The sequence below is a fragment of the Rhizobium mesoamericanum STM3625 genome, assembly GCF_000312665.1.
In the GTDB taxonomy this organism is placed as follows: Bacteria; Pseudomonadota; Alphaproteobacteria; order Rhizobiales; family Rhizobiaceae; genus Rhizobium; species Rhizobium mesoamericanum.
The window spans coordinates 1,585,081-1,598,738 of record NZ_HF536772.1; the positions used below are offsets into that span (position 1 = coordinate 1,585,081).

Consider the following 13,658-nt stretch of genomic DNA (forward strand, 5'->3'; position numbering starts at 1 on the left):
TCAGGCAGCCTTCTGGCTGCCTTTTTTCGTTCAGCCTGCCAGTACTCGCTGCGAGGGGAAAGCGATCTCGACGAGTGTGCCTTCGTTGGGTGCAGAACTGATCGCGAAAATCGCCCGGTTGGCGTCCACCATCGCCTTCGTCAGTGGCAGGCCGAGCCCCGTACCGTCGCCACGGTGGCGCGACTGTGCGGAAACCTGGCGGAAGGGCTTCATGGCTTGCTCGAGTTCGCTCCGGGTCATGCCGACGCCGGTATCGCGCACCCGCAAGACGACGCTGCCATTTGCCTCGTAGGACGTGGAGACGACGATCTGTCCACCTGCTGGCGTGAACCGTATCGAGTTTGAGAGAATGTTGAGCGCGATCTGCTTGATCGAACGAAGGTCGGCAACTACGTCGGGTACCGCCTGGGAAAGGGCGGTGCGGATGATCACACGCTGACTATTTGCCTGCGGCTGCAGCAGCGCAACCGCTTCGGAAACTGCCTCGTTGAGATCGATGGCCCCGAAATCCAGCTCCATTTCGCCGGCTTCGATCTTCGAAATGTCAAGCAAGTCGTTGACGATATCGAGGACATGACGGCCGGAGCGACCGATGTCGTTGGCGTATTCGACATAGCGCGGATGCCCGATGGGACCGAAGCGCTCGGTCGCCATCATGTCCGAAAAGCCGATGATTGCATTGAGCGGCGTACGGATCTCGTGGCTGACCCGCGCGAGGAAATCTGTCTTGTGTGCGTTGGCTGTCTCCGCCGCGCTCTTGGCGCTGCGCAGTTCGTCCTCGGTACGTTTCCACTGGGTGATGTCGCGAATGACTGCGCAATAGCCGCTGGAGGAGGTGAGCAGTCCCATCGTCATGAACAGTGGCACAAAGCCGCCACCGGCTTCGCGTCCGATAACCTCACGGCCATCGTTGAGAACGCTTGCAACCCCGTGACCCGAGAGGCCGCCGAGGTAATCAAGGACAGCCTTTTGGCTCTCATGCGCGAAAAGCATGACAAAGGGCTTCCCGCGGGTCTCGTCCTCATCGTAATTGAACAGGGCACTCGCCGAACGGTTCATCGAGCGGATGTCGCCCTCAGCGCCGATCACCACTACGCCGTCCGTTGCGGTTTCCAGGATCGAACGCAATTCTTCGACTTCCACCTGCAGCTTGGCGACCTTCTCCAGCATCCTTTCGAAGGAACGAGGCTCGGCCGGCGGTGCAGGTCGTGCCGGAACTGCGGCATCCCCGGCTGCCGGCATCAGGGCCAACATCAAGGCACTGCTTTCCTCCCAGCGAATGGATTGCAGCCGTGCCGTGATCGGAACGAGACTATCGTCGGCCGTTACCAGCATCATCGTGCCGGAGCGGCCGGCGCCCGCTTCTAGCTCCGAGCGCTGTAGCAGCGCATCGAGGCCACCAACTTCGCTGAGCGCCTCTAGCGTCTTGTAGCCGGTCAGCCGCATGAACTCCGGGTTGGCGTGAATCAACTGGTCACCGGCGTGCACGAGGACGGCGACGGGCAACTGGTCGATGGCCGCGGCCGACAGCCCGGCGCCCATCTTTGCGCGAGGAGGAATGAAGCTCGCCAGCATGTCCATTTGGCTGACGGTTTCCTCCAGCCCTTCGGTCACGTCGTCGTCGATGGCATCCGCCGTCTCGGCTCTGTCGGCTGCAGCCGGCGCCTCATCAACCCTTTCCTGTTGAGGCGAAGCGCCGATCGTATCGTCCTGTGGTACGGGCGCTTCATCGCCCTGCGTGTTGATTTTGGCTGCTTCTGCTGCCGAGATATCATGTCTTTTGGTTTCGTCCGCCACAGACTCGTCGTCCCGCGCCTCCGGTTCGCGGACTCCGAAGGCTTCGAGCCGCTTGGCGATTTCGCGAAAGTTTGCCTGCTCGGCGGACGTGAGCTGTGGTCCAGCGCCATGCAATTGCACGATCTTGTCGGTCAGGCGGCGGCTCGGATTTTCGACGATCCGCAACGCCGGCGGCTCCGGGGGCCGATCGGTTAAAGGCTCCTTCGTCGCCTCTTGAACGTCGGCAGGTGGAGTCCCCTGCGCAATCGGCTCGGAGGGAGAGATCGTCTCCTCCATCGTCGCGTCGCTGGCCGACATGCCCTTTTCGTCGGCCTCGACCGGTTGGTCGTGGACAGCCGAGTCATCGATGACGATGTTCGGGCCGAGGGTCAGTCCAAGTGCCAGAGGGTCTTCCGCTGCATCGGACAGGCGCACGACGCCGAATCCGCGAAAACCGTCGAATTCACGGCTTCGCGTATAAGTAGGCAGAGCGGCGAGGTCGACCGGCACTGCCAGACTCGTTCCCTCGATCGGCCAGTTGATCGTCTTGCCCGACCAGGTGTCGCGGCGTGCCAGGGCTTCGCTGATCTTGCCTTCCGGATCGAGGTTGAAGAGCGCCGAAATATCGCTGAACGGCGTGCCGATGATGTCAGCCGCATGCGGCCCGACGGCCTCGGCAAACTCACTCGATACTTCGCTGAACCGTCCTGCCGCGTCGATCTTCCAGACAAAACGGGTCGCGCGACTGTTCGGATTGAAAACGAACGCACCTGCCTTGGCGACCGTCTCCGGCTTTGACTGCTCTGTCTCAGCGGTGACGCTGGCATCGTCATCGGGTGCTATGACGGTTTCGAGTGCCGGTGGGTTGGCCTGACTTTCCTCGTCCTCGGCGACCACGGCTTCTTCGTCGTCTGGAGCGGCCGCAGCGGGTTCGTCCGCCAGGCTTTCCGGCCTGGTCTCGCTTGCGGTGGGATCTTTGACCGGCGAGGGATGTTCAACAGCCTCATCACTCGCGATCGGCAGCAAGTCGTTTTCCAGGCGGGCCTCTTCAGGGATCGGCTCCGCCTCCAACGCCTCTTCGGCGACAGTGGCTGCTTCCGCAGTCATCGCTTCGGCGCTATTGCCCTCAAGGCTCTCATGGATGCCGTCTTGGGGATGCTCTTCTATGTCTTCGATGCCGGCAATGGCATTGATCGCATCGATGAAGCTTGCCGCCTCCGGAGGCTCGTTATGGTTAACGCCGCCTGTGGATAAGTCGTGAGCAGGCGCCGGCGGGTCGATCGGGTCGAGGCGCCCGATGACAGTTTCAACGGCGAAAAGGAGGTTGAGTACCGGCTCGTCACTGAGGCGCCCGACGGCCGCTGGAAGGAAGCCTTTGTCCGTGGCGACGGGACGCTTCACCAGCCGATCGGCATGCTCGCCGGCAAGCGTCGTCATGGCTTTGGCAGTCTGTTGGGTGACACCCAGCGACGCGAAGCCGGGCGAGGCGGCAATGATCTCGCCGCCAGCGCCAATCACAGCCATATGCGTGTCGGGATCATCGAGACCCCTGAGCATCTGTTCGGCGGACGCCTTAATCGACAGGGCGTTGGTCGCAACCGGCAGCGACAGAAGAACGGCGAGTTCCCCCGACACAAGCCGGATCAGTTCCACTGTTGCCTGGACGGGAACGCGCTGGAAGCCCCTGGCAATGCGGATCATGAAGTTCCGCCTGTCACCGACATTCAGCAGCTGGCGCGCTGTGGCCTCCAGCTGGCGAAAGGTGATGTCCGCCCCATCAATGCCCTGGTCCAGCAGATCGTAAACCGCCGATTGCCCGAAGAGCTCGGCGCCAGCCCCATTTGCCCAGAGCGCGCGGCTAAGGTCCGCCGACAACAGAACCATCGCTTCGCCACGTGAAAAGCGCTCTCGCACCCGGGGATGCACGGCGATGTCGATGAACGGATACTGCACTGCGGGCATGATCGAACCTTCGGCTTCGGTCATCGTCAAATTAATAATCCATTAATAACGATAGCCCTGAACGCGGTCCAGAACAGAGCCCGGCTTTCGGCTGGAAAGGTTAACGCGTTGTGCGTCGCACAAGTATGTTGCAATGCACAAAAATCTGCGCTATATAACGGACAACTAACCTACGAGGCCATCACGCATGCCGAGACAAAAGGAGCGCAAACCAATGGCTAACATAAAGATGGACGACGTTTTTTCAATGTCGTCATTTGATCCTTCCAAGTTCACCGAATCCTTCCGCGACTTCGCGGAAAAGGGCGCGCAGCAGTCGCGCGAAGCCTACGCAAAGATGAAGACCGCTGGCGAGGAAGCAAGCAAAACGCTTGAAGCGACGGTTCAGACGGCTCAGGCCGGCGCCGTCGAAATCGGCCACAAGGCGATCGACGCGCTGCGCACGAACGCTGAAAACTCGCTGACCCATATGGAAGCGCTGCTTGCAGTCAAGTCTGTCGCTGAAATTGTCGAACTCCAGGCCACGTTCCTGCGCAAGCAGGTCGAGCTGACGATTGAGCAGGCCAAGACCATGCAGGAAACCTCCAAGCAGGTTGCCGAAAAACTTGCCAAGCCTTCCAAGGAAGCTGCTGAAAAGGTCATTGCCTCCTTCAAGGCGGCCTGATTTTTCGACACCACACGCGAAGGGGCTGGACCATATGTCCGGCCTTTTTGTATATTGGGAAGAGATAGGACTTGAATTAATTTCCAAGTCCTCGTATGTGACCCCCGTCGCGTCAGACGCGATTTGTGCGGTTGTAGCTCAGTTGGTTAGAGCGCAGGTTTGTGGCACCTGAGGTCAGTGGTTCGACCCCACTCAACCGTACCATTCTTCTTCAACAAAATCAGCAGCTTACGAATATTATAGGATGCTGAGATCCTCGAAATTGCCCTCATAAGCCCGCCAGACCGTCATTGGTGAACCCAAGCGCTTCTAAGTTCAAAACTTGGTACGCATTTTCGAACAGCATCCGCGAAGCCACAGTCACCCGATTTTGAACTGAGACTCTGATAGGGTCATCAAGGAGCAGGGAGCCTCGGGCTTGAATGATGCGGCAAGCTGATCAGGAGCGACCCGAAATCCCGCAATCTCCCATGGAGATCGTCGCCCAGGCTCCTGCAAGATTCGAGCGCGCATGCAAACCGGATGGCTATCGGTTCAAGACGATCTCCTGGTAAGCCAGCATGCGCATTAGTGCTTCTTCACTTCCGTAAAGAGAATAGTCCGTGATGTTCATTGAGTGCAGATCTTTCATCGCGGTCTGCCGATCCCGGGCGTCGAGGACGAACTTCTCATGCGGTGATCCGCTGGGTTGATCTCGATCGCTTTGGGATGCGGAGAGAAAAAGTAGGTGTCCTCGGCCGGTGAGATGCAGACGGTATAGATGCTCTGCTGACTATAATGCCGTGGATGCGTCTCGACATAGGACCCGAGTGTCGTGATGAACGGATCGCCGAAGTCTTGTGTGCGATAATGCCCGTCCCACTCTTTAAATGCCCAGATCGCAGGATTAGTATCTCGATCCGCTGTTGAGTACGCGAAGAATGCAGCCACGTAGAAGAATGGCTCCAATCCAAAAGAGGGGTTGGGAAACCGTGATGCCTCGCGTAGCAGAGCAGTTCAGACGACAGGTCCGTTCTCGGCCTGTCGCAGGAGTGGACCGCATTTCGTTGGGATGGGCCCGATGAGCTGCTAGGCTCTTGCGATCTTCGTACCGGCATCCTGTAGCTTCTTCTTCACTTTGTTGGTGGTGAATTCCTGCCGGACGGCCGTACGGTTCGCATCGCTGTCGTTGCGGCGCTCCAGCGCTCCCAAATGTAAAGCGTCCGACCAAGCCGCGCTCCTCCGGAAGACCGATCCGCCATTGCGGCGTAGACCCGGTCGGCTCCGGGATTCGGAGCAGCCGCACTTCCTTTCGACCCTATGCCAGACAGGATCGAGCCTGCGCTCGCTCTCTTTAAGGCCAAGCGGCCTAAAGGGCCTGAATGGCTATTTGAGGTCAAATGGGACGATTACCGACTGGCGATCCACAAGTCGGGCGACAATTTTCGGGTGATAACGAGAGGCGGACACAAGGTCCCGTTCAGGGACGAGTGGGCAGGTAATCTCGAGGCGGGCTTGAACGTCAGCTCAGGCTGGCAGTTTCGGAAAAAAAAGGATTGAGGGGCCTCTCCATTCGACCCGATCATGAAGCGGTCGAGCCACTAAGATATTCGCTGCGGGCAATAAGGTCTTCCGCAAAGCTTTCGATATCCAGTGGCTTTTTATGAAAAGGAACGTCTGAAAACTCTGGTGGAACGATGTCCCTGTCATATCCAGTCATGAACACGAAGGGTATGCCGCGCTTGGCAAGGAAACGCGACAGGGTAAACGAGGGGCCGAGACCGAGATTGATATCAACAACGGCTTGCGTTGGTGCTCTTGCCTCAACATTAGCCATAGCGTCTTTCTCCGACGCGCTCGGCCCTACTACGATGGCGCCCCGATCCTCTAATGCTACTGCTAATTCGTGAGCAAGAAGGTACTCGTCCTCCGCGATCAGAATGCGGGGAGCGCGTGTTCGAGCGGAGTTGCCGGTTTGGTCGGGACTCGGGCGGCTAAAAATTTCCCCGATGTTATCAGAGGAACCTGTTTGCTGAACGTGATCAATCGCTATCGTCATGGCACGGCGGCCTTCGGTGCTGTTGATGTCAACACCATTGGCTGAGCACCATTTGCGGACGGCCTTGAGAATGGCCTTGATCTCGCGATCATCAAGTGACGACAGAGATGGAAGCATGACCGTACCCTCCAATCATCGGCAAGAGCACGAAGTATCTCTCAAGCGGGGCCGACGCCAATTAGAGTACGCCTAATCCGTGGGAAGACAAATATGCTTTCACATTTCGTCCGAAGACCTAAAAAGGGGATCTTCAGGCCGCGGTCCGTCACTCGGGATGGGTATAACTTTCACGTACCTGTCAAATTAAAGGCGCCGCGAAACTCAGCAATCGCCTTCCGCCCGCGGCCCCGTTGACCAGGCGAGATTTGCGGGCGTCGAGCACGATGATCCAAATTTCACAGTATGGTTCATGAAAGAATCAAGCCGCCACTGCAGTGCTCGCCGCCTCTGCGTCGGTCAAACCGCTGTGACGTCCGATCCGGGCTTGGCAAGCCATTGCAGGAGCAGCCCATTTAAGAGACCGATCATGGGAAGTACGACGACGCGAAGCTCTCAAAGCGAATTTGAATGCGTTTGATGAGCGCCATTTCCCGAAATTTACCTGCAAATTTACCGCAACGTACTTCCGATTACACGCTACCGGTGGGTATTTCTATTGCGTCTACAACTTTCTGGTGATTCTTTGGGTGAGTGGGACGCAGGCCGGGACTTTCTCCTAGAAGACGCTTGGAGCATCGGCCATAGCAACCGCCATGTCGGCTCGCGAAATGAAGAAATACTGCCAGCGTGGTCATTCATATGTCTCCATTCCACATCGGAAGGATGAGCACAGCCGATGCGTTTATGGGAGTTCCTTTACTGTAAACTCGGGCGTAGCGTCCGGGGAAGAGGCGTAAATGGGGGTGAATTTACCGTAACGTACTTCCATCTTGCACTTGTCACTTCATAGTAGGCGGGATGAGCAGGAGGCCCGAACTCCCATGGGTAAGGAAGGAGGCGGCAAACGGAACGAGACGGAAACCGCACAGCGTGGGCTGTGGCGGCTCATGCTCAAATTGCCCGCGATGCGGGGCAGATTGCAGATCCTCGCATTGAAATCCCGCTCTCTTGGCGATCTCTTCGAGGCCTACGAGGAAGCGTGCCTTGCCCTCGAGCGCCTGATGCGACAGCCCGGGGTTGAGCATCGTTCGATGGTCGTGGAATATGAGACCATCTGTGCCGAAATCGAATCCGATATCATCCAGTATGTTTTGGAGCACAGCTCTAACGTGTCGGGTTGAAGGGCCGACTGCGTTAAAACCGATCGCCCATTGGTTTTGTTAGCGTTTTCCGTTGCAACTTATTGCCGTCTCGGCGATAAAAGTCCCTGCTATACTTTAGCCGGGAGCGGTCATGAGTGCTGAAGTACACGACACAAGGACCTGCGAAGTATCGTTGGTGGAGGCCAGGGCAGAAGTCGAACGAATTCTGTCGGATCCTAGGTTCCATGCTACGGAACGACAGCGAGCGATCCTGAGATACCTCGCGGAAAGGCGTTTCTCCGGCCGCGAGGAGGGGGCCAAAGCCTATTCCATTGCGCTTGACGTTCTGGGGCGGGCAAGCAATTTCGATGCATCGAATGATCCGATCGTGCGCATTGAGGTTAGCCGGCTGCGTTCGTCCGTCGAGAACTTTTACCAAGCCTTTGGGGCCGAGCGCCATGTGACGATTCACATCCCGAAAGGCACTTACGTGACACTTTTTCTTCGTTCGCGCGTACCTTACGAGCATGACGAAGAAGATGTGGCGCTGCCGGATAACGCCCCTGTTGACCCGGCTGCGGAGGGCCGTGCTGCTGTTTCGCCTTCCGGCCGCCCCCTGATGATCCATGCGGGAATGGCGCTGCTGCTTTGCGCGGCGATCGCAGCTTGCGTCGTGATCTATGCTTCAAAGCCGACCCTGACGGTCCGCCCCTCGGTCGGCCTTTCCATGGATGCAGTTGACGCCCGGATGCAAGGTGAGGCCAGCCAGACGCGCGACATGTTGCTGACGGCGCTGACGCAGTTCCAGACGCTGACGGTGGAAAAGGCTGGTTATGCAGGTGTGCGAGCCCAAAAGGCCGCCGGTCGAGCCTATGAAATCGACATGAAATATTACGGCGACGGGGATGCCCGCAGCGTCTGGTGGCAGATCGTCGACCGCCAGTCTGGCGACCTGCTGAAATCGGGGCTTGAGACAATCTCCATCGACGGCAAGAGCCCAGCGGCCGTCCGCCAGGAGATCGCGGATGTGTTGGCCCGGCGTTTTGCTGCGACTCGCGGTGCAATCAACAATATCGAGACGCATGCCAATAGTGTCGAGGCGATCGGAAACGCCTGTGTGCTACGGGCGGAATATCAGCTTGACGATGGCGGCTCGGACAATATGGCAGCAGTGCGTTCCTGCCTCGAGCGGACGCTTGCCGCCTATCCGAATTATTCCGATGCCGACGCGCTGCTTGCGCGCGTTCTCATCGCCCCCGAAGGGGCGGCCGGAGACGCAACGGTGCGCGCCCGCGCACTTGATTTGGCAAATCGTGCGGTTTCGATCGCGCCCATGTCGGATCGCGCTTATGTGGCGCTGATGATGACGCAGTTTGCCGATGGGCGTGTCGATGCCGCGCTGCAGGCCGGAAACCGGGCGATCTCAATCAATCCCAACAATCCGGATGCAGTAGCAAAGCTTTCCTCCGTGTTATTTTCGGCCGGCTACTTTGATGCCGGCGTCGCCATGGCGCAGGATGCGGCCCGCGCCGTCGACATCGTTCCGCGCGATGCCATGCTTGTTCTTGCACTCGATGCCTATCGCCGGGGCGATTGGTCGGAAGCCTCGCTGCTTGCCGAGCAAGTGAACTGCACCGATTTCGTTGTGCGCGCTTTGCGGGTGGCTGCGCTCGGCCAGCTCGGCTCCGATCAAGCCAAGGAGCGGCTTGCCGATGTCAGAGGTAGGGATCCGGATTTCGAACGCACCCTGCGGCAGAAGCTGGAGGCAAGGGGTTTCCAGCCCGTGCTTTCTGCCGAGATTGAGGCAGGTCTCGCCAAAGCCGGAGCTGTGTTTGCGTTCAGTGATGTTACCAGTGCCGTCAGCCCGTAAATAGGATTGCGTTTACAGTAACGTACTTGTTCGGCAGGGCGGGCAGGCAGACGGGGAATATGCGCGAGCTTGGTCATGATTTCGGAAGCCGCGACATCAGACAGTTCCATGGCGGCCAGTTCCGCCGCGGCGGCTTCAGAGCGCATGAGTTCAGCGGTGCCCGTATTGGCGGCTCCCATGGTGGGGGTGGATTCCGTCGGCGATAAGTTCGTTTACGGAGGCGTTTACATTGCGGTTTACCGTAACGTACTTTCGCTTGGGGCCGCAGATGTATCCTATTGCGGCAGGGCTCATGAAATTTGTGGGTGAGCAGAGGGATTGTTGATGCGAACCACCATGCTGTTGCTTTCCGCGGCCATTCTGGCCGGTCCGGTCATTTCTCAAGCTGCCGACATTGCTCCCGTTCTCGCTCCACAGCCACAGCCCGCCAATCCCGACAAATGGACTTTTTCAGTTTCTCCCTATTTCTGGATTGCAGGCATCACCGGCGATACGGCGGTCTTCGGTCTTCCGGAAGTTCATGTCGACGAGAGTTTCAGTGACATTCTCTCCGACCTCGATTTTGCCTTCATGGTAGCAGGTGACGCCCGGTATGACCGTTTCAGCGTCGTGACTGATATCACCTATTCTCGAATAACGACAGACGCCGCCACGCCGCGCGGAGTCCTGGCCGATGAGGTCGATCTGAAGCAGGAGACTTTCGCTGCGCTGATCGGCGCAGGTTACGCGGTTCTCGAAGATCCTCGGGGGCGGCTCGATGTCATCGGCGGCGTGAAAATCTGGTATACGGAAACGACGATCTCGTTTTCCGGCGGTCCACTTGGTGGTGCTTCAGCCAAGGACGATGCGACCTGGGTGGATGCCATGGCTGGTGTCCGAGGTGTATATTCGATCACGCCCACTATCTATTTGACCGCGTGGGGGCTGATCGGCGCCGGTGGTGCCGATCTCGACTGGGATGTGATGGCGGGTATCGGCTATAAATGGAACGACGCCATTTCTGCGATGGCCGGTTACCGTGCCCTCGGCGTGAACTACAGCAACGACACCTTGACCAACGACATCGTCGAACATGGACCCATTCTGGGTGTGGTTTTCCATTTCTGAGATTGTGCAAGGCGCTCGGGGGCAATCTCGCGAGCGCCTTCTTATTGCTCGAAGGTGAAGATCTTTCTCCAGTCGTTTTTCATGTCGACGACTAGCCAGTTCCGGCGCTCGGCCTCCTCCAGGGCTTTGTCCAGCTTTCCGAAGGCCGATTCCCGATCATAGGCATATTCACGATCGGCATCCGTGTGGTGGACTAGCATGGCGAAGCCGGGGCCTTTCCCTGATGTCGTCCAGCGCATCATTTCGTAGTCGCCATCCGAATTGCCGGCCACGAAGATCGGCCGCTGGCCAATGAACTTGTTGATGCCGACGGGCTTCCCGGGACCGTCATCGATGAAATCGATCTTCGGCAGGCGTTTCAAAACCGGCACATCGCCGACGAGATCAAATTGGGTAGCAATCGTGCTACCGACGACCTGTTCGGGCGGAATGCCATAAAGCTGTTCGGTGACCGGACGCATGAACTCGACGCCGCCGCCGGAGACGATATAGGTCCGGAAATCGTTGGCGCGCAAATAGTCCAGCAGTTCACGCATCGGCAGATAGGTCATGTCGGTATAAAGCTTGCCGGTCTTGGGATGTGTTGATGCCGCGAACCAGCCGGTGACGAGCCTGTTGAATTCGTCAGTGGTCATGTCGGCATGAGTCGCCATCACGATGTCTACCATCCCCTTTTCGCCACCCTTCGCGATGCTTTTCAGGTCACCGCCGAGGATGCTATTGAAGGGATCCCTGGTTTTCCATTCGGGATGCTGCGGTGCGAGCGCCTTTACCCGATCGAGCACAAAACCAAGCTGGACGTAATAGGGCTGCTCGGACCACAGTGTACCGTCATTGTCGAAGACGGCGATGCGGTTTGCGGGCGCGACATAGCCTTCGCCACCTTCGGTGATGGTTGCCTTGACGAAACTCATGATACGGGTTTTGGCGGGCGTATCTTTCCACGAAGGCAACGGTTCCTGCGCGAGGACCGGGCTCCATGCCGCCGCGATCAGAAGGACGAGAGCGACGAAGAGGGAGGCAAGGCTGGCATCAATGGCTTGCGTGGACCTTCTCATGGACATTCTCCGAAGACGCAGGCGCCCGGGAAGCGGGCATTCTTTTGATGCAGCGGAAACCAAGATGGCTGGTCGAGGTATCCTCCGGCTCGGCATGGCGGGCGGCCGGGCGATAGCGCCGGCAGTAATTCGGTGCGCAAAGATGCGAGCCGCCCTTCAGCACACGGCGCGGAATGCGGATATTGGGCTGGCGCGGATCGTAGCTCGCCTCCATGCCTCCACCGCGCGGATTGTTCGGAATGCAGCACGCTTTTGCTGACGGTTCGGGATGGCGATCGGACCAGTAGTCCGTGGTCCATTCCCAGATATTGCCGATCATGTCGTAGAGGCCATAGCCATTCGGCGGAAAGCTGCGGACGGGAGATGTCCGTTCATGGCCTTTCGGCTTCGTGGATGTCACGGGGAAGGTTCCCTGCCAGATATTGGCCATGAGAGTGCCGGCGGGCATCAGTTCATCACCCCAGGCAAATTCGGCGTCTTCGAGGCCGCCGCGCGCCGCAAGCTCCCATTCAGCTTCCGTGGGCAGTTCGAGACCGGCCCAATCTGCATAGGCCTTCGCATCGCACCAGGCCACATGTACCACAGGATGGTCGAGCTTGCCGCGCAGATCGCTCGTGCCGCCAAGGGGCCGGCGCCAATTCGCACCGAATTTGAACGTCCACCATTGCGTGATATCAGCTCCGCTGACGGTCTTCGGCTGGAAGAAGAGCAGCGATCCCGCACGCAGCATCTCGGGTTTGGCGCCGGGATAATCCTTGGGATCGGGCCTTGTTTCGGCGAAGGTGACATAACCGGTCGCCTTGACGAATTCCGTGAACTTGCGGTTTGTGACTGGGATTTCGTCGATCCAGAAGCCATCGACCTTCACGGGATGGGCGGGCGCCTCCTCCGGATAATGATCGTTCGATCCCATGGTAAAGGTCCGGCCGGGAATCCAGATCATACCTTCGCGTGCTGCGTGCGAGGCCTGCTCGTCATCGAATGCCAGTGCCATCGTTACCTCCGGAGGGCATGATGGGTTGCATCAGGTTTGCGTCTCGCCTGCTGGCGCTTTTGCCGGGATTCTTCGGCATAATCGACGCGGCTGCCGCGCAGGAGTCCAATACCGATCTTGCCAAGAAGCTCAACAATCCGGTTGCCTCGCTGATCAGCGTCCCCTTTCAGTTTAACTACGACCGTGGCTTCGGCCCTGAGAACGGCGATCGCGAGACCCTCAATATCCAGCCCGTCATTCCGTTCTCCATCAACGAAGACTGGAATGTCATCTCGCGCACCATTCTGCCGGTGATCTGGCAGGACGACATTGCGGGCTCTTCCGGCCGCCAGTTCGGCATCGGCGATATCACGCAGAGCTTCTTCTTTTCTCCTAAGCAGCCCGGACCTGATGGACTGATCTGGGGCGCCGGCCCGGTCTTTCTTATTCCGACGGCCACGGACGAATTGCTGGGGAGCGGCAAATGGGGAGCGGGGCCAACTGCCGTGCTGCTGAAGCAGGACGGCCCGTGGACCTACGGGATTCTTGCCAATCACATCTGGTCCTTTGCGGGTCAGAGCGATAGAGCCGATGTAAGCTCGACTTTCCTGCAGCCATTCCTCTCCTATACCACCAAAGATGCCTGGACCTTCATGCTCAACACGGAAAGCACCTATGACTGGGAGGCCAACCAGTGGTCCGTGCCGATCAATCTGCAGGCTTCGAAGCTTTTAAAATTCGGCGAGCAGCCCGTCAGCCTTTTCGCCGGTGTTCGCTACTGGGCCGACGCGCCCGATAACGGTGCCGAAGGCTGGGCGTTCCGCTTGGGCATGACGTTCCTGTTTCCGAAATAGCGAGCCGGTGCATCTGATTCATCGAATGCAAGTTCCATTTTCCCCTCTCTTCAGAGGGCGAGCCATCGCCCGTGAAATATGGAGACGAAAGTACGTAGCAGTAAATTCCACCTTG

10 protein-coding genes and 1 tRNA gene are annotated in these 13,658 nt (G+C 58.4%); 6 read left to right on the plus strand and 5 right to left on the minus strand.

Annotation, left to right across the window (positions count from 1 at the left end):
* Positions 1 to 30: 30 nt before the first annotated feature.
* Positions 31 to 3,738: a PAS domain-containing sensor histidine kinase gene (locus tag BN77_RS07690; protein ID WP_040677633.1), complete on the minus strand. Its 3,708-nt coding sequence runs from the start codon at positions 3,736 to 3,738 to the stop codon at positions 31 to 33.
* A gap of 214 nt (positions 3,739 to 3,952) precedes the next feature.
* Between BN77_RS07690 and BN77_RS07695 the strand changes: the two genes are divergently transcribed.
* Together BN77_RS07695 and BN77_RS07700 are read left to right on the plus strand one after the other, a co-directional pair.
* A complete protein-coding gene (locus BN77_RS07695) occupies positions 3,953 to 4,402 on the plus strand; it encodes a phasin (protein ID WP_007530213.1) in 450 nt (149 codons plus the stop codon).
* Between the two features lie 127 nt (positions 4,403 to 4,529).
* Positions 4,530 to 4,606: transfer RNA gene (locus tag BN77_RS07700), tRNA-His, on the plus strand.
* Positions 4,607 to 5,070: 464 nt separating this feature from the next.
* Here BN77_RS07700 and BN77_RS35815 read toward each other — a convergent pair.
* Together BN77_RS35815 and BN77_RS31365 are read right to left on the minus strand one after the other, a co-directional pair.
* Positions 5,071 to 5,499, minus strand: a complete 429-nt coding sequence (locus BN77_RS35815; RefSeq protein WP_157224438.1) for an FRG domain-containing protein — start codon at positions 5,497 to 5,499, stop codon at positions 5,071 to 5,073.
* A gap of 464 nt (positions 5,500 to 5,963) precedes the next feature.
* A complete protein-coding gene (locus BN77_RS31365) occupies positions 5,964 to 6,557 on the minus strand; it encodes a response regulator (protein ID WP_007530224.1) in 594 nt (197 codons plus the stop codon).
* Between the two features lie 863 nt (positions 6,558 to 7,420).
* Between BN77_RS31365 and BN77_RS07720 the strand changes: the two genes are divergently transcribed.
* From BN77_RS07720 to BN77_RS07730, 3 genes are all read left to right on the plus strand, one after another.
* Positions 7,421 to 7,720: a hypothetical protein gene (locus BN77_RS07720; RefSeq protein ID WP_007530228.1), complete on the plus strand. Its 300-nt coding sequence runs from the start codon at positions 7,421 to 7,423 to the stop codon at positions 7,718 to 7,720.
* A 112-nt stretch (positions 7,721 to 7,832) separates the two neighbouring features.
* Positions 7,833 to 9,551: a tetratricopeptide repeat protein gene (locus tag BN77_RS07725; protein WP_007530229.1), complete on the plus strand. Its 1,719-nt coding sequence runs from the start codon at positions 7,833 to 7,835 to the stop codon at positions 9,549 to 9,551.
* Positions 9,552 to 9,875: 324 nt separating this feature from the next.
* Entirely contained in the window at positions 9,876 to 10,658 is a 783-nt protein-coding gene (locus BN77_RS07730; protein ID WP_007530231.1) for an outer membrane protein, read from the plus strand.
* 41 nt (positions 10,659 to 10,699) lie between these two features.
* Here BN77_RS07730 and BN77_RS07735 read toward each other — a convergent pair whose 3' ends face one another.
* Both BN77_RS07735 and BN77_RS07740 read right to left on the minus strand, forming a co-directional pair.
* Positions 10,700 to 11,716 (minus strand): HAD family hydrolase, encoded by a 1,017-nt coding sequence (locus BN77_RS07735; protein WP_007530232.1) that lies wholly within the window; start codon positions 11,714 to 11,716, stop codon positions 10,700 to 10,702.
* Positions 11,691 to 12,710, minus strand: coding sequence for a formylglycine-generating enzyme family protein (locus BN77_RS07740; protein ID WP_007530233.1), 1,020 nt, complete (start codon positions 12,708 to 12,710; stop codon positions 11,691 to 11,693). The genes BN77_RS07735 and BN77_RS07740 overlap by 26 nt, the downstream gene beginning before the upstream one ends.
* A gap of 17 nt (positions 12,711 to 12,727) precedes the next feature.
* On the opposite strand from BN77_RS07740, the gene BN77_RS07745 reads away from it, so the two are divergent.
* A complete protein-coding gene (locus tag BN77_RS07745; protein WP_007530234.1) occupies positions 12,728 to 13,543 on the plus strand; it encodes a hypothetical protein in 816 nt (271 codons plus the stop codon).
* The last annotated feature ends 115 nt before the right edge of the window (positions 13,544 to 13,658 follow it).